Annotated in this window: 17 protein-coding genes; 12 read left to right on the plus strand and 5 right to left on the minus strand. The window is 74.0% G+C overall.

What is annotated here, in order from left to right; genetic code table 11:
- Nucleotides 1–63: 63 nt before the first annotated feature.
- Genes hrcA through AC6EI4_RS10005 form a run of 3 tightly spaced genes read left to right on the plus strand, consistent with a single transcriptional unit; the run spans nt 64 to nt 3,088 of the window.
- A complete protein-coding gene (gene hrcA, locus AC6EI4_RS09995) occupies nt 64–1,086 on the plus strand; it encodes a heat-inducible transcriptional repressor HrcA (protein ID WP_498422603.1) in 1,023 nt (340 codons plus the stop codon).
- 54 nt (nt 1,087–1,140) lie between these two features.
- Complete coding sequence (dnaJ, locus tag AC6EI4_RS10000; RefSeq protein WP_498422604.1) at nt 1,141–2,331, plus strand: molecular chaperone DnaJ; 1,191 nt, start codon at nt 1,141–1,143, stop codon at nt 2,329–2,331.
- Nucleotides 2,332–2,338: 7 nt separating this feature from the next.
- Nucleotides 2,339–3,088 (plus strand): 16S rRNA (uracil(1498)-N(3))-methyltransferase, encoded by a 750-nt coding sequence (locus AC6EI4_RS10005; RefSeq protein ID WP_498451351.1) that lies wholly within the window; start codon nt 2,339–2,341, stop codon nt 3,086–3,088.
- 18 nt (nt 3,089–3,106) lie between these two features.
- On the opposite strand, the gene AC6EI4_RS10010 is transcribed toward AC6EI4_RS10005, so the two are convergent.
- The 3 genes from AC6EI4_RS10010 to AC6EI4_RS10020 all read right to left on the minus strand — a co-directional run bounded on the left by AC6EI4_RS10010 (nt 3,107) and on the right by AC6EI4_RS10020 (nt 5,924).
- Nucleotides 3,107–4,144 carry a Gmad2 immunoglobulin-like domain-containing protein gene (locus tag AC6EI4_RS10010; protein WP_498451352.1) on the minus strand — a complete coding sequence of 346 codons (1,038 nt, stop codon included), beginning with the start codon at nt 4,142–4,144 and terminating at the stop codon, nt 3,107–3,109.
- A gap of 110 nt (nt 4,145–4,254) precedes the next feature.
- Nucleotides 4,255–5,382, minus strand: a complete 1,128-nt coding sequence (locus AC6EI4_RS10015) for a Gmad2 immunoglobulin-like domain-containing protein (protein WP_498451353.1) — start codon at nt 5,380–5,382, stop codon at nt 4,255–4,257.
- Entirely contained in the window at nt 5,379–5,924 is a 546-nt protein-coding gene (locus tag AC6EI4_RS10020; protein WP_498422610.1) for a SigE family RNA polymerase sigma factor, read from the minus strand. Before AC6EI4_RS10020 ends, AC6EI4_RS10015 begins: the two co-directional genes overlap by 4 nt.
- Nucleotides 5,925–6,018: 94 nt before the next feature.
- Here AC6EI4_RS10020 and AC6EI4_RS10025 point away from each other — a divergent pair, with 94 nt between their 5' ends.
- The 9 genes from AC6EI4_RS10025 (at nt 6,019) to era (ending at nt 14,173) form a co-directional block, all read left to right on the plus strand.
- Entirely contained in the window at nt 6,019–6,369 is a 351-nt protein-coding gene (locus tag AC6EI4_RS10025; protein ID WP_498422613.1) for an HIT domain-containing protein, read from the plus strand.
- 117 nt (nt 6,370–6,486) lie between these two features.
- A complete protein-coding gene (locus tag AC6EI4_RS10030) occupies nt 6,487–7,503 on the plus strand; it encodes a PhoH family protein (protein WP_498422615.1) in 1,017 nt (338 codons plus the stop codon).
- Entirely contained in the window at nt 7,500–7,952 is a 453-nt protein-coding gene (ybeY, locus tag AC6EI4_RS10035) for an rRNA maturation RNase YbeY (RefSeq protein ID WP_498422616.1), read from the plus strand. Before AC6EI4_RS10030 ends, ybeY begins: the two co-directional genes overlap by 4 nt.
- Before the next feature lie 10 nt (nt 7,953–7,962).
- A complete protein-coding gene (locus AC6EI4_RS10040) occupies nt 7,963–9,294 on the plus strand; it encodes a hemolysin family protein (RefSeq protein WP_498422617.1) in 1,332 nt (443 codons plus the stop codon).
- Nucleotides 9,287–9,643, plus strand: coding sequence for a cytidine deaminase-like protein (locus tag AC6EI4_RS10045; RefSeq protein ID WP_498422618.1), 357 nt, complete (start codon nt 9,287–9,289; stop codon nt 9,641–9,643). Before AC6EI4_RS10040 ends, AC6EI4_RS10045 begins: the two co-directional genes overlap by 8 nt.
- A gap of 87 nt (nt 9,644–9,730) precedes the next feature.
- On the plus strand, nt 9,731–11,131 hold the full coding sequence (locus AC6EI4_RS10050; protein ID WP_498451354.1) for an FAD-binding oxidoreductase: 1,401 nt from the start codon (nt 9,731–9,733) through the stop codon (nt 11,129–11,131).
- Nucleotides 11,128–12,405, plus strand: a complete 1,278-nt coding sequence (locus AC6EI4_RS10055) for a class I SAM-dependent methyltransferase (protein ID WP_498451355.1) — start codon at nt 11,128–11,130, stop codon at nt 12,403–12,405. Before AC6EI4_RS10050 ends, AC6EI4_RS10055 begins: the two co-directional genes overlap by 4 nt.
- Nucleotides 12,406–12,455: 50 nt before the next feature.
- Nucleotides 12,456–13,247, plus strand: coding sequence for a siderophore-interacting protein (locus AC6EI4_RS10060; protein ID WP_498451356.1), 792 nt, complete (start codon nt 12,456–12,458; stop codon nt 13,245–13,247).
- Nucleotides 13,244–14,173, plus strand: a complete 930-nt coding sequence (gene era / locus AC6EI4_RS10065; RefSeq protein WP_498422623.1) for a GTPase Era — start codon at nt 13,244–13,246, stop codon at nt 14,171–14,173. The genes AC6EI4_RS10060 and era overlap by 4 nt, the downstream gene beginning before the upstream one ends.
- A 39-nt stretch (nt 14,174–14,212) precedes the next feature.
- Here era and AC6EI4_RS10070 read toward each other — a convergent pair whose 3' ends face one another.
- Complete coding sequence (locus AC6EI4_RS10070) at nt 14,213–15,058, minus strand: septum formation family protein (RefSeq protein WP_498451357.1); 846 nt, start codon at nt 15,056–15,058, stop codon at nt 14,213–14,215.
- Complete coding sequence (locus tag AC6EI4_RS10075) at nt 15,055–15,918, minus strand: septum formation family protein (protein ID WP_498451389.1); 864 nt, start codon at nt 15,916–15,918, stop codon at nt 15,055–15,057. Before AC6EI4_RS10075 ends, AC6EI4_RS10070 begins: the two co-directional genes overlap by 4 nt.
- Nucleotides 15,919–15,924 lie beyond the last annotated feature (6 nt).

Below are 15,924 nucleotides of genomic sequence, written 5' to 3' on the forward strand. Positions count from 1 at the left end.
TTGGCACTCAGTAGGGATGAGTGCCAACGCGCTCAGCATCGTCGGACCGAAGGGAGGCGTGACATGGTCGAGGACCGCAGACTCGCCGTCCTGCGTGCCATCGTCGAGGACTACGTGGCGACCGAGGAGCCGGTGGGGTCCAAGGCCCTGGTGGAGCGACACGGGCTCGGTGTCTCGCCGGCGACGGTGCGCAACGACATGGCCGTGCTGGAGGAGGAGGGGTTCATCACCCAGCCGCACACCAGCGCAGGCCGGGTGCCGACCGACAAGGGCTACCGGCTGTTCGTGGACCGGCTCACCACCCTCAAGCCGATGAGCGCCGCCGAGCGGCGCGCGATCGCGACGTTCCTCGACGGCGCCGTCGACCTCGACGACGTCGTCCAGCGCAGCGTGCGGCTGCTGGCCCAGCTCACCCGGCAGGTCGCCGTCGTGCAGTACCCCACCCTCTCGCGCAGCACCGTGCGTCACGTCGAGCTCGTCGCGCTGACGCCCTGCCGGCTGCTGGCGGTGCTGATCCTCAGCACCGGCCGGGTCGAGCAGCGCCTCGTCGAGCTGACCGAGCCGATCGGTGAGGAGCAGCTCGCCGCGCTGCGCACCCGCGTCAACCGGGCGGCCACCGGGGAGCAGATCTCCCAGGCCACCGCCGCGCTCGACGCGCTCGCCGACGAGGTGCCCCACGACGACAACGCGGTGACCGCGCAGGTGGTGGCCACGCTGGTCGAGGCGATGTCCGACCACCGCTCCGACGAGCGGGTCGCGGTCGGGGGAGCCGCCAACCTCGCCCGCTTCGGCGAGGGCTTCGACACCGCGATCCGTCCCATGCTCGAGGTCCTCGAGGAGCACGTGGTGCTGCTCAAGCTCCTCGGCGAGGCGACCAGCGGCGGGGCCGTCACCGTGCGGATCGGCCACGAGGGCCCTTACCAGGAGCTCGCCAGCACCAGCGTCGTCGCCACCGGGTACGGGCCCGGGGAGCAGGCCCTGGCCACCCTGGGCATCGTCGGACCGACCCGGATGGACTACCCGGGCACGATGGCCTCGGTGCGGGCCGTGGCCCGCTACGTCTCGCGGATCCTCGACGAGGCCTGACCGCTCCAGCAGCCGCCACCAGCCAGCAACCAGCAGCAGAACAGGAACCCCACCTTGAGTCAGGACCTCTACGAGCTCCTCGGCGTCGACCGCGACGCGGACCCCGACGCCATCAAGAAGGCCTACCGGCGCCTTGCCCGGCAGCTTCACCCGGACGTGAACCCGGACCCGGAGACCCAGGAGCGCTTCAAGGAGGTCTCGCGCGCCTACGAGGTGCTCTCCGACCCGCAGAAGCGGGCGGCCTACGACCGCGGTGGCGATCCCTTCGGCGGCGGGGACGGCGGCTTCGGCCAGGGGGCGGGCTTCTCCTTCACCGACATCATGGACGCCTTCTTCGGGGGCAACGCTCCCGGCGGCCAGGGCGGCGGCCGCGGTCCGCGCCCGCGCGTGCGGCGGGGGCAGGACGCGCTCATCCGGCTCGAGATCGACCTGGCCGAGGCGGCGTTCGGCGTCACCCACGAGCTCAAGGTCGACACAGCCGTGGTCTGCACCACCTGTCACGGCGACGGAGCCGCCCCGGGCAGCGAGCCGGTGACCTGCGAGACCTGCCGTGGCGCGGGCGAGGTCGCCCAGGTCCAGCGCTCCTTCCTCGGCGAGATCCGCACGCTGCGCCCCTGCCCGGCCTGCCGCGGCTTCGGCTCGATCATCCCCGAGCCCTGCCGCGACTGCTCCGGCGACGGACGGATCCGCTCGCGCCGCAACCTGACCGTGAAGATCCCGGCCGGCGTCGACACCGGGACCCGGGTGCAGCTGCCCGAGCAGGGCGAGGTCGGTCCCGGCGGCGGCCCGGCCGGGGACCTCTACGTGGAGATCCACGTCCGGCCGCACGAGGTGTTCACCCGCGAGGGCAGCGACCTGCACTGCACCGTGTCGCTGCCGGTGACCGCGGCCGCGCTCGGCACCACGCTGACGCTGCCCACGCTCGAGGCCGACGTGCTCGCCGAGGGCCAGGACAAGCAGACCGACCTGGAGACCGAGTTCGAGCTCGAGATCCGTCCCGGCACCCAGTCCGGCACCGAGCAGGTGCTGCGCGGGCGCGGCGTCCCCGGTCTGCGCGGGCTGGGTCGTGGCGACCTCGTGGTCACCGTCGTGGTCGAGACGCCGACGCGCCTGGACGAGCGCCAGAAGGAGCTGCTCTTCGAGCTCGCCGCGCTGCGCGGCGAGGAGGCGCCCAGCGGCAACGTCGGGCCGGGGCAGCACCGCACGCTGAAGGACCGGCTGCGCAACGCCTTCCAGGGCCGCTGAGCAGGAGATGACGCTTCCGGTCCACCACCTGCCCGAGCTGGCGGCCTCGGGGGTCCCCGAGGCCGGCCGGCTGGTCGAGGTCACCGGTGACGAGGCCCACCACGCGGTCGCCGTACGGCGGCTGCGGGTGGGGGAGCAGGTCGTGCTCACCGACGGCGCCGGCACCGCCGTCACCGGCGAGGTCGTCGGCACCGGCAAGCGGCTGTTCACCGTGACCGTGCTGGCCGCCGAGGTCTCGCCCCGGCCGGCCCCGGAGCTGGTGGTGGTCCAGGCCCTCCCGAAAGGGGAGCGCGGCGAGCTGGCGGTGGAGATGCTGACCGAGATCGGCGCGGACGTCGTGGTGCCCTGGGCCGCCTCGCGCAGCGTGGCGGTGTGGCGCGGCGAGCGGGCGGCCAAGTCCCTGGCCAAGTGGCGCGCCACCTCCCGGGAGGCGGCCAAGCAGGCGCGGCGCAGCTGGTTCCCGCAGGTCCGCGAGCTGGCCTCGACCGCGGAGGTCGTCGACCTGATCGGCTCCGCCGACCTGGCCGCCGTGCTGCACGAGGAGGCGGTCGAGCCGATCGCCGGCCTGGCGCTGCCCACCCGCGGCCGCGTCGTGCTGGTGGTGGGGCCCGAGGGTGGCGTCGCCGAGGACGAGATCGCGGCCTTCGGGGCCGCGGGCGCCCGTCCGGTCCGGCTGGGCCACGAGGTCCTGCGCACCTCCACCGCCGGGGTGGCCGCCTGCGCGGCCCTGCTCGCCGGCTCCCCGCGCTGGGCCTGACCCGCGGGCGGCTCGGCGCTACCTGACGACGACCGTCTTGGTGTCCCGAGTGGGGCCGGCGCCCTCCCCGGAGGGCTCGTCGGTGAGGGCGACGAAGGTGTACCGGCCCGGAGCCAGCCCGGACACGTCGATCTCGGCCTGCCAGGGGTAGAGCCGGTCCATCCAGCCGGCCGCGGTCGCGAAGCCGGATCGCACGACCTGCGAACGGCGCCGCAGCTCCCACGGCACGGTGGCCTCGAACGAGCTGGCCAGGCCCCGGGCGGTGAACGAGCCCCGGACCCGCTGGCCGTGGCGTGGCCAGGTGACGTTGGCCAGCGCCAGCACGTCCAGCGCAGGAGCGGCGGCGAAGCCGCGCCGGCGCTGCAGGCCGAGGACCGGCACCTGCTCGGTCCCCAGCAGGAACCTCACCCGGGCGCGTGAGCGCCCGGCGCCCTGGAGGGTGCGGACCAGCTGCTGTACGGCGAGCCGCGCCTGGCGGCGGGTCATCGCCTCCGGACGCTGCGTCCAGCTCCGGTCGCTGAGCCGCACCGAGTAGCGCCCGGTCCGCCCGGTGCCCTCGAGGCTGACGCTCTCGAGCGCGCCCGCGGGGAACAGCGAGCGGTAGTCGGGGTCCAGCGCCTCGCCCGTCGTGGTCAGTGCGGCGGCGGCCCCGACCGGGTCGGCGGCGGCGACCCGGCGCAGCTCGCGGTACAGCCGGGGGCCGCCGGGGGCGTCCCCGACGAAGTACACCGGGACGGTGACGGTCTCGGGCCTCGTGCCGGGGGCGCGCCGGCGGGCCGCCCCGGGCGCCTGTCCGCGCGCGCCGGGACGCGCGGAGCGGCTGACCCGTGGCTGGGCCCGGTCGTCGGGGGAGGTCTCGGGGGAGGCATCCGGGGAGCCGGCCGAGGCGCCGCTCGGCGGCGGGGACACCGGGCGCGCCGGCGTGCCGGTCGCCGAGGGACCGCGGTCGGCCCGGGGCTCGGAGTCCTCGCCGCACCCGCTCAGCAGGGAGAGCGCGAGGGCGCCGGCCACGAGGGCGGCGGTCGCGGTGGCGGCAGGGCGGGCGGGGTGTCTCATCGACGTCCTTTGATCTGGTGCGGGAGAGCGGGTGCGGGGAGAGCGGGTGCGGTGCTGGCTGGTGCGGTGCTGGCGGGGCCGCTGCCGGTGGGGGACCGGACCGGCGGCACTCACTCCACGACGATCGTGCGGGTGTCCTCGGTGGGGCCGAAGCCCTCTTCGCCGCCGCTGGGGTCGTTGGTCATCGCCGCGAACGTGTAGCGCCCCGGCGCCAACGCGGAGACGTCGATCTCGGCTCGCCAGGGGTAGAGCCGGTCCATCCACCCCTCCGCGGTCGTGAAGCCACTGTCGACGACCGTGCTGCCCTGACGGATCTCCCAGGGGACGGTCGCCTCGACGGAGCTGGCGACGCCCTCGGCGGTGAACGACCCGGAGACCCGCTGGCCCTCGGCGGGCTCGGTGACACTGGCCAGCGCGAGCACCTCGAGCGGGTCCCCCTGGGTGAGCGGCTCCGCGGCGCTCACCCCGAGGACGGTGGCGCTGGGCCGCCCGTCGAGGAGGAGCTGCACGGGCGCGCGCACCTGCAGGGCGCCCTGGACGGTGTAGAGCAGCTGCTCGACGGCCAGCGACGCCTCCTGCTGGGACATGCCCGAGGGCCGCTCGCCCAGGGCGACGTCCGGGCCCGCGGCGAGGTCGACGGTGACGACGTCCGGCTCCTGGCCCTCGGCGGTGACCGCGCGCACGGAGGCGCCGGCCGGCCACAGGGTGCGGTAGTCGGGGTCGTCGGCCGTGCCGGCGATCGTCAGCGTCGCGGCGGCCAGGCCGAGGTCGGGCTCGGTCGTCTGCTGGAACTCCCGGAACAGCCGCGGGCCCTGGGGCGCGTCCGCGGCGAAGTAGACCGGCACCACGGCCGACCCGGCCGACGGCGTCTGGCTGGGGCTGCCCGCGGGCGTCCCGGTCGGCGTCTCGGGTGACTCGGGTGACTCGGGCGCCGCGGCGCTGGTGGCCGGCCGGCTGGCGTCCGCCGAGGCCGGGGCGTCGTCCCCGCCGCCCAGCTGCCCGCCGAACACCGCGACGGCGACGATCACCGCGGCGGTCGCACCGGCGGCGCCGCCGACGGCGTAGAGCCAGGGACGTCGACTGCTCATGGGGGTCACCTTCGTTCGGTTGCGGATGGAGTCGAGGCGGTGAGCGGGCTCGATGTCCGAGACCGCTCCGGAGAGCAGCTCGCCGAGCGCCGCGTCCTGCGGGGACGGGTCGAGGGGACGGTCGTCGGGCCCGGGCGGGCGGTGGCTCATCGGTGCTCCTCCAGCAACGGACGCAGGGCGGCGGCGCCGCGCGAGGCATGGCTCTTGACCGCGCCGCGGCTGATCCCCAGGGTCGCCGCGATCTCGGCCTCGGACAGGTCGAGGTAGTAGCGCAGCGCCAGCACCTCGCGCTGGCGCTGGGGCAGGGCACGCATCGCGTCCAGCACGGCGGTACGGCGTGCGGCGGCCAGCGCGCCCGCGTCCGCGCCCGGCGCGTACCCCGCCGGTGCCGCGGCCTCACGCCGTACGTGGCGATCGACCACGGCGCCGTGGCGCAGCACCGACCGGGAGCGGTTGACGACGCTCTGACGCAGGTAGGCCAGCGCCTTGTCGGGGTCGCGCAGCCTCGACCAGCGGGCGTGCACCGCGACGAACGCGTCCTGGACGACCTCCTCGGCGGTGGCCGGCTCGCGCACCAGCAGCACCGAGAGCCGGACCAACTGGCGCCAGTGCACGGCGTAGAGCTGCTCCAGTGCGGTGTCGGCGTCCCCCCACGCCGGGCCCTGGCCCGGGGAGTCCGGTCGCGGGGTCACCGCGAGGCTCCGTGACGTGAGGGGCGCATGGGTCATCACGGTAGTGGGACGCGCCGGGCCCGGACGCGGTTGACACGCCCCTAAGGTGTGAGACATGACTGCCTCCCCCGACTGCCTGTTCTGCGGCATCGTCGCCGGCGCGGTGCCCGCGACGATCGTGCACGAGAGCGAGACCACCCTCGCCTTCCGCGACATCAACGCCCAGGCGCCCACCCACGTGCTGGTCGTGCCGCGCAGCCACCACGCCGACGCTGCGGCGCTGGCCGCCGCCGAGCCGACCGTGCTCGCCGACCTGCACCGGGCGGCGGCCGAGATCGCCGAGGCCGAGGGGCTCGAGGGCGGCTACCGCAGCGTCTTCAACACCGGTGCGGCCGCCGGCCAGACGGTCTTCCACGCGCATCTGCACGTGCTGGGCGGTCGCCCGCTCGCCTGGCCTCCCGGCTGAGCGCGCCGGTGGCGGCAAAGTCGCGGGCCTCCGGCTCGGCGGACCACGTAGCATGGACGGGGCGCCACGACCAGGTGCGCCCGACCGCCTACAGGAAGGCCGCCCGCCCGGGCATCCATGACTGACACGCAGCGCGACAAGCCGGACAGCACGACCAACGTGGTCCGTCACACCGTGACCGTCCCCGCCAGCATCAACATGGTGAGCCTGCTCGGGCCCGGCGACGAGCACCTGGGCCTGGTCGAGAAGGCCTTCGCCGCCGACATCCACGTGCGCGGCAACCAGATCACCCTGGAGGGCGAGCCCGGCGAGGTCGCGCTCGCCGAGCGGCTCCTCGACGAGGTGGTGACGATCATCCGCACCGGTCAGGGGATCACCCCCGAGACCGTCGAGCGAGCGATCGACATGCTGCGCGCCGAGACCACCGAGCGGCCCGCCGACGTGCTGAGCCTCAACATCCTCTCCAACCGCGGGCGCACGATCCGGCCCAAGACGCTGAACCAGAAGCGCTACGTCGACTCCATCGACAAGCACACCATCACCTTCGGCATCGGCCCGGCCGGCACCGGCAAGACCTACCTGGCGATGGCCAAGGCGGTCCAGGCGCTGCAGGCCAAGCAGGTCACCCGGATCATCCTGACCCGCCCGGCGGTCGAGGCCGGCGAGCGGCTCGGGTTCCTGCCCGGCACCCTCAGCGAGAAGATCGACCCCTACCTGCGCCCGCTCTACGACGCGCTGCACGACATGATCGACCCCGAGACGATCCCCAAGCTGCTCGCCGCCGGCACCATCGAGGTGGCGCCGCTGGCGTACATGCGCGGGCGCACCCTCAACGACGCGTTCATCATCCTCGACGAGGCGCAGAACACCTCGCCCGAGCAGATGAAGATGTTCCTCACCCGGCTGGGCTTCGGCTCCAAGATCGTGGTCACCGGCGACGTCACCCAGGTGGACCTGCCGGGCGGCGTGAAGTCCGGGCTGCGCGTCATCGAGGGCATCCTCGGCGACGTCGACGACATCGTCTTCAACCGGCTCACCAGCTCCGACGTCGTACGCCACCGCCTGGTCGGGCGGATCGTGGCGGCCTACGACGAGGCCGACGCCCGCGGCGAGCTGAAGGAGGGCCGGCGGTGAGCATCGAGATCCTCGACGAGTCGGGTCACGGCCTGGACGTCGCCCACCTCTCCGCGCTCGCGCGCTTCGTGATGGACCGGATGCGGGTGCACCCGATGGCCGAGCTGTGCATCAAGGCGGTCGACGAGCCCACCATCGCCCAGCTCAACGCGCAGTGGATGGAGAAGGAGGGGCCCACCGACGTGCTCGCCTTCCCGATGGACGAGCTGCGCCCCGGCCTGGTCAACGAGGAGCCCGAGGAGGGGGTGCTGGGCGACCTGGTGCTGTGCCCCGACGTCGCCGCGCGCCAGGGCGAGACGGCCGGGCACGGCACGCTCGCCGAGCTCGAGCTGCTCACCGTGCACGGGATCCTGCACCTCCTCGGCTACGACCACGCCGAGCCGGAGGAGCACAAGGAGATGTTCGGGCTGCAGGACGAGCTGCTCGCCGCGTGGCGCGCCCGATCCTGACGAGCCGCCGATGATCCCCTCCGACGTCTGGCTGGTGCTCTCGGCGTCCGCGCTGGTGCTTCTCGCCGGGCTGTTCTCCGCGGCCGACGCCGCGGTGGGCGCCTTCTCCCACGCCCGCGCCGAGCAGCTCGTGGCCGAGGGGCGCCCGGGCGCCAAGCGGCTGCTGACGCTGCTCGACGACCCGCCGCGCTACCTCAACACCGCGCTGCTGCTGCGGCTGCTGTGCGAGACCTCCGCGATCGTGCTGGTCGCGCTGCAGGTCCACGACGCCTTCGACGGGGCCTGGTGGCCGGCCGTGCTGGTCGCCACCGGTTCGATGCTGGTCGTCTCGTTCGTGGTGATCGGCGTCGCGCCGCGCACCCTGGGACGCCAGCACGCGGAGCGGATCGCGCTGCTCTCGGCGCTGCCGCTGAGCGTGGTCACCACGGTGCTGGGGCCGCTGCCGCGCCTGCTGATCCTGCTCGGCAACGCGATCACCCCCGGCAAGGGGTTCCGCGAGGGCCCGTTCTCCACCGAGACCGAGCTGCGCGAGCTGGTCGACCTCGCCGAGGCCTCCGCGGTGATCGAGTCCGGCGAGCGCAAGATGATCCACTCCGTCTTCGAGCTCGGGGACACCTCCGCGCGCGAGGTGATGGTGCCGCGCACCGACGTGGTCTACATCGAGCGCTACAAGAACCTGCGCCAGACGATGAGCCTGTTCCTGCGCAGCGGGTTCTCCCGGCTGCCGGTGGTGGGGGAGAACCTCGACGAGATCGTCGGCTTCGCCTATCTCAAGGACGTCGCGCAGCGGGAGTTCGAGGAGCCGGGCATCGACATCGCCGAGCGGATCGAGACCCGGATGCGCCCGGCGCACTTCGTGCCGGACTCCAAGCCGGTCGACGAGCTGCTCTCGGAGATGCAGGCGCGCCGCCAGCACATCGCCGTGGTCGTGGACGAGTACGGCGGGACCGCGGGGCTGATCACGATCGAGGACATCCTCGAGGAGATCGTCGGCGAGATCACCGACGAGTACGACGAGGCCGGGATCGAGGTGGAGACGCTGCCCTCGGGCCTGACCCGGGTCTCCTCGCGCTACCCGATCGGCGACCTCGACGAGCTCTTCGGCATCGACGTGGAGGACGAGGACGTCGACAGCGTGGGCGGCCTGATGGCCAAGCACCTGGGCCGGGTGCCGATCCCGGGGTCCAGCGTCGTGGTGCACGGGCTGCGCTTCGAGGCCGAGGCGCCGACCGGGCGCCGCAACCGGATCTCGACGGTGCTGATCAGCCCGGTGGCCGAGGAGCCGGAGACCGCCGAGGAGCGGTCCGCGACGCTCGAGCACTACCCTGACGCGCATGCCTGAGACCCCGCCGCAGCCGCTCGCCGCCGAGGACCAGAAGCTGGTCACCCTGGCCCGGACCACCCGCGCCCGGGTGCGGGCGGCGGAGGGCGCCGCGGTCCGCGACGCCGACGGGCGCACCTACGCCGCGGCCACCGTGGACCTGCCCTCGCTGCAGCTGTCGGCGCTGCAGGTGTGCGTCGCGATGGCCGTCGCCTCCGGTGCCCGTGGCCTGGAGGCGGCCGTGCTGCTGGGCGAGGCGACCGAGCCGACCTCGCCCGACCTCGCCGCGCTCGCCGACCTGGCCGGCCCCGGGATCCCGCTCCACCTCGGGGACCCCCGCGGCGCCCTGGCGGCGACGTACCGCTCCTGAGGGGCGCCCTCAGCGCGGCCCCCGGCAGCGGAATCGGCCCGCGATGAGGTGATGCGCGGACGACCCGGGCTCGCTACTGTGCCAGAGGTGAGCTCCGCAATCGGGTGGGAGAGCCACCGTGCCGCGGTCGCACGACTCCTGGAGTCGTACGACGCGCTGCCGCCGGGCGCACCCGTCCGGCTCGCCAAGCGGACCTCCAACCTGTTCCGGCCCCGGGCCGCGGCCGACACCGGCCTGGACGTGAGCGGGCTCGGCGCGGTGATCGAGGTCGACGCCGAGGCTCGGGTCGCGCAGGTGCAGGGGATGTGCACCTACGAGGACCTGACCGCGCTCACCCTGCGGCACGGCCTGATCCCGCTCGTCGTGCCGCAGCTGCGCACGATCACCCTCGGCGGGGCGGTCACCGGGCTGGGCATCGAGTCCACCAGCTTCCGCAACGGGCTGCCGCACGAGTCGGTGCGGGAGATGGACGTGCTCACCGGCGCCGGCGAGGTCGTCACCGCGCGCGCCGACGGTGAGCACGCCGACCTCTTCGACGCCTTCCCCAACTCCTACGGCTCGCTCGGCTACGCCGTCCGGCTGGCCATCGAGCTGGAGCCCGTCGCCTCCTACGTCGCGCTGCGCCACGTCCGCTTCGACGACGCCAAGCGGCTCGCCGAGGCGCTCGAGGAGATCGTCGCCACCCGCGCCTGGCACGCGCAGCCGGTGGACGCCCTCGACGGCACCGCCTTCTCGCCCGAGGAGCTCTACCTGACCCTGGCGACCTGGACCCACGACCCCGGTCCGGACCCCACGGCGCCCAGCGACTACACCGGCCAGCAGATCTACTACCGCTCGATCCGCGAGCGCGAGCGGGACCTGCTCACGATCCACGACTACCTCTGGCGCTGGGACACCGACTGGTTCTGGTGCTCGGGGGCGTTCGGGCTGCACGACCCCCGGGTGCGCCGGGTCTGGCCCCGGCGCTGGCGCCGCTCGGAGGTCTACCACCGGCTGGTCGGGCTGGACCGTCGGCTGGGGGTCGTGGACCGGCTGGACCGGCGCGCGGGCCGGCCCCGGCGCGAGCGGGTGGTCCAGGACGTCGAGGTCCCGCTGGACCGGCTGGCGGAGTTCCTGGAGTGGTTCGACGCCGAGGTCTCGATGCGCCCGGTCTGGCTGTGCCCGCTGCGGCTGCGCGAGCCCGGCGGGCCCGGCACCGCCCACAGCTGGTCGTCGTACCCGCTCGAGCCTGCGAGGACCTACGTCAACGTCGGGTTCTGGGGCACCGTCCCGGTCGGCGAGGACGCCCCGCAGGCACCTTTGAACCGGGCCATCGAGGCCCGCGTGCACGAGCTCGGCGGGCACAAGTCGCTCTACTCCGAGGCGTTCTACGACCCCGCCACCTTCGACCGGCTCTACCACGGTGAGCGGCTGGCTGCGGTGAAGGGCCGCTACGACCCCGACGACCGGCTGACGACCCTCTTCGACAAGGCGGTGAGAAGCAGATGAGCACATCCGAGGACCTGAGCATCGGCGAGGCATTCGGCACCCTGATGCCCGAGAGCCTGAATGTCCGCTTCACCGCCTACGACGGCAGCAGCGCCGGCCCGGCCGACGCGCCGGTGGCCATGCACCTGCGCAACGAGCGCGGCCTGTCCTACCTGCTCACCGCCCCCGGGGACCTCGGCCTGACCCGTGCCTACGTGAGCGGGGACCTCGAGCTGCGCGGCGTGCATCCGGGGGATCCCTACGAGGCGCTGCAACGGCTGCTGAGCACCGAGCGCCTGCGCCGGCCGACACCGGCCGAGGCGCTGCGGGTGCTGCGCGGGCTGGGGCTGCAGCACCTGCGCCCGCTGCCGCCCCCGCCCCAGGAGCACCTGCCCCGCTGGCGTCGCGTGGTCGAGGGAGTGCGCCACCCGCGCGCCCGCGACGCGGACGCGATCGGCCACCACTACGACGTCTCCAACCGGTTCTACGAGCTGGTGCTCGGGCCGTCGATGACCTACACCTGCGCGCTGTACCCGACCGCGGACGTCACCCTGGAGGACGCCCAGCGCGAGAAGCACGACCTGGTCGCACGCAAGCTCGACCTGCGCCCCGGCCAGCGGCTGCTCGACGTGGGCTGCGGCTGGGGCGGGATGGTCCTGCACGCCGCCCGCGAGTACGGCGTCCGGGCGCTGGGCGTGACGCTGTCGCGGCAGCAGGCCACCTGGGCGAAGGAGGCCATCGACCGGGCCGGGCTCGCCGACCTGGCCGAGGTGCGCCACCTGGACTACCGCGAGGTGGTGGAGTCGGGGTTCGACGCGGTCAGCTCGATCGGGCTGACCGAGCACATCGGGGTGCGCAACTACCCGGCCTACTTCGCCTTCCTGCGCGACCGGCTGCGCCCGCAGGGGCGGCTGCTCAACCACTGCATCACCCGCGCGCACAACCGGCCCCAGCCGACCGGCGCGTTCATCGACCGCTACATCTTCCCCGACGGGGAGCTGACCGGCTCCGGGCGGATCATCACCGAGGCTCAGAACGCCGGGCTCGAGGTGCAGCACGCGGAGAACCTGCGCGAGCACTACGCGCTCACGCTGGCCGGCTGGTCGCGCAACCTCGTGGAGCACTGGGACGAGTGCGTCGCGGAGGTGGGCGAGGGCACGGCACGGGCCTGGGGCGTCTACCTGACCGGCTCGAGGATCGGCTTCGAGCGCAACCAGATCCAGCTGCACCAGGTGCTCGCCACCCGCACCGACGAACAGGGCCGCTCCGGCTTCGGCCTGCGTCCGACCTGGTAGCGGCCGGGCCGGGTTGGGCCCGGGGGTGCGCCACGCCCTAACCTTGGCCGGTGAGCACCCGAGCCCTGACGTACGACGCACAGGTGCTGCGGCGCGAGCAGCTCTCCGAGCACCTGGTCCGCCTCGTCCTGGGCGGACCCGGGCTGGCGGCCTTCCGCAGCACCCAGACCCCCGACGAGTGGGTCGGGCTGATCGTGCCCGGTCAGTTCCAGAGCCGCTACTACACGGTGCGCAGCTGGGACGGGGCCGAGATGGTCCTCGACGTGGTCGTCCATGACACCGGCCTGGTCACCGAGTGGGCGCGCGGCGAGTGCGTGGGCGAGACGGTGACGGTGACCGAGGCCAGAGGCTCGTTCGCGATGCCCGAGAACGCGCGCTGGCTGCTGCTGGTCGGCGACCTCACCGCCCTGCCGGCGATGGCCCGGATCAGCGAGAGCGTGCGCGCCGACGTGGACCTGCGGATCTGGGCCGAGGTGCCCGACGACCTGGCCGGTTACCTGCCCGCCGGGCTCGACGTGACCTGGCTCAGGCCGCCCGCCGAGGCCGAGAGCGCGCTGGCCGCGGTCGTCGAGGGGATCGACTGGCCCGCGGGCGAGGGATACTTCTGGATGGCCGGGGAGTCCGCCCAGATGCGGGCGATCCGCAAGCACCTGATGCGGGTGCGGCGGCTGCCGTCCACGGCGTACGACGTGATGGGCTACTGGCGCGGCGGGGGACACCAGCGCCAGCCCCGGGCGGTGGACCCGGGCCCGATCCACCGGGCCGGCAAGGCCGCCGGCAAGAGCGACGCAGAGATCTGGGCGGACTACGACGCCGCCCGTGACGGAGAGGCACGACCATGACCGAGCCCGAGAACGCGCACAAGAGCGGGTTCGCCTCGTTCGTGGGCAGACCGAACGCGGGGAAGTCCACGCTGACCAACGCGCTGGTGGGCAGCAAGGTGGTGATCACCAGCTCCAAGCCGCAGACCACCCGCACCGTCGTGCGCGGCATCGTGCACCGCCCGGACGCGCAGCTGATCCTGGTGGACACCCCCGGGCTGCACCGGCCGCGCACGCTGCTCGGCGAGCGGCTCAACGACCTGGTCAAGACCACGCTGGCCGAGGTCGACGTGGTGGCGGTCTGCTTCCCGGCCAACGAGAGGATCGGCCCCGGCGACCGGTTCATCGTCAACGAGATGGGCAAGATCAAGCGCACGATCAAGGTCGCGATCGCGACCAAGACCGACCTGGCCACCCCCGAGCAGATCGCCAACCACCTGCTCGACATCCAGCGCCTCGGCGCCGAGACCGGCACCGAGTGGGCCGAGATCGTGCCCGTCTCCGCGGTCGCCGGCGACCAGGTGCGGCTGCTGGAGGACCTGCTGGTCGGCCTGCTGCCCGAGGGGCCCCAGCTCTACCCGGACGGCGATCTCAGCGACGCCCCGGAGGAGGCGATCGTGGCGGAGCTGATCCGCGAGGCCTCCCTGGAGGGGGTGCGCGACGAGCTGCCGCACTCGATCGCGGTGGTGGTCGAGGAGATGGGCCTGCGCGAGGGCCGTCCCGACGACAAGCCGCTGCTGGACATCCACGCCAACCTCTTCGTGGAGCGCGACTCCCAGAAGGGGATCATGATCGGCCACAAGGGGGCCCGGCTGCGCGAGGTGGGCACCGCCGCGCGGCACCAGATCGAGGCGCTGCTCGGCACCCCGGTCTACCTCGACCTGCGCGTCAAGATCGCCAAGGACTGGCAGCGCGACCCCCGTCAGCTGCGCCGACTGGGCTTCTAGCCCGGCGGCGCCGCGACCTCGCGAGCGGGGCGTCGTGCCTCAGTCCGGGGCCCAGCACACGGCGTAGTGCTGGCCGGCCTTCCACTGGGCGGCGGTCGGCCACTCGTAGCCCCAGCGGTAGCTGAGCGGGTCGTCGGCCACGTCGCCGGCGGCCTCCTCGCAGGCGGCCTGCCCGGCGGCACGCGCCTTCGCGCCGCCGGGGTAGGCGCGCCCGGGCAGGTCGATGGTGGCGATCGCGCGCCAGGAGTGCCGCGCCGTGCAGACCACGCGCTCGAAGCCTGCGGTGCCCGGCTCGGCGGTGCCGCAGATCCCCCAGCGGGCGCGTCCCGCGGGGCGCGTGAGCACGCCCTTCAGCCGTCCGGTGAGCGGGGCCAGCCGGCGCTCGCCGGCCACCGCGATCACGTCGCAGCGGTACCAGTCCTGGCCGGCGTCGGACTGCGCCACGGTGGGGGCGAACCAGACCGCGCGCAGCACGCTGAGCCGCAGCTGCTCGGTCGAGCCGCCGAGGAAGCCCTTGACCCGGCGCGGGCAGACGGCGGCGGCCTGGTGACGCACCCGCGCGGCGTCGACGGCGAGCAGGTGCCCGTCCACCACGGTGTCGAGGCGGCCCACATAGACCGTCTGCGCGGTGTGCCGCTGCTTGCACGACGACGGGGCGGTGCTCGAGGTCGGCGAGATCGCCTCCTCGTAGTCCAGCTGCGTGCAGGCGCCGCGCGCCGGCACCGGGGCCGGCTGCGCGGGCGTCGGCGTCGCGCTCGGCGTCGACGAGGGACGCGACTGCGGGGCGTCGTCGTCACCGGTGCAGCCGGTGAGCAGCGCGGCGGCCAGCGCCAGCGCGGGGACGGCCGCGGACCAGCGGGACAGCGGCCGGGCGCGGCCGCTCACTTGCTGGTCCTCGCCCAGCAGATCGAGCGGCGGTTCCCGGCCTCCCACTCGCCCTTGCCGAACCAGGTGAAGCCGAAGTCGTAGTCCGAGGCGTAGTTGACGTAGGCCAGGACGGACTCCGAGCAGAAGTCGCGGGTGCGCACCTGCACGATCCGGTCGCCAGGGTAGGGCTCGTCGTCGTCCCCGGGCTTGACGGTGCTCACGGCGCGCCAGTCGTGCGGCTCGGAGCAGGGCACCTTGACCGAGCCGGCCACCGTGGGCCCCTCGGCGCACACCATCCACTTGTCGTCGGGGTCCTGGCCGCGCAGCAGCGCCTTGGCGGTCTCCGGCAGCTCGACGTACTCCTTGCTCTGCTCGCCCCCGCCGACGATGTCGCAGCGGTACCAGCGCGCGCCGTCCTCCCAGGCCTGCTCGGAGGGGCGGAACCAGGCCCAGCTGACGACCGAGCGCATCACCGTGCTCTCCTCGGTGCCGAGGAACTTCGTGAAGGCGGCGCTGCAGGTGCGGTAGGCGAAGCGGCCGAGCTCCTCGTCGGCGTAGTCGGCCTCGTCGTACTCCTCGGGCAGGGTGCCGACCGCGTAGGTCTCCGCGGTGTGCGGCTCGGTGCACGGGATGCTGCGGGTGGCGTTGCTGGCCTGGGCGACGTCGTCGGGGGTCAGCATCCGGCAGGCACCCAGCTCGGGTGCCTCGACGGCGTCGACCTGCTCGGGGTCGACGTCGCCCCCCTGGTCGCTGCTGGAGCAGCCGGCCAGGAGGAGCGCGGCGGTCGCCGCGAGTGCGGTCAGCGAGTGCCGAGGGCGGGCGCCGGGGCGCCGAGCGAGCGACAGGATCGCGGCCCTCCCAGATCGTCGTGCGTGCAGTCGGTG

This window comes from Nocardioides sp. Z43_10 (assembly GCF_059766615.1).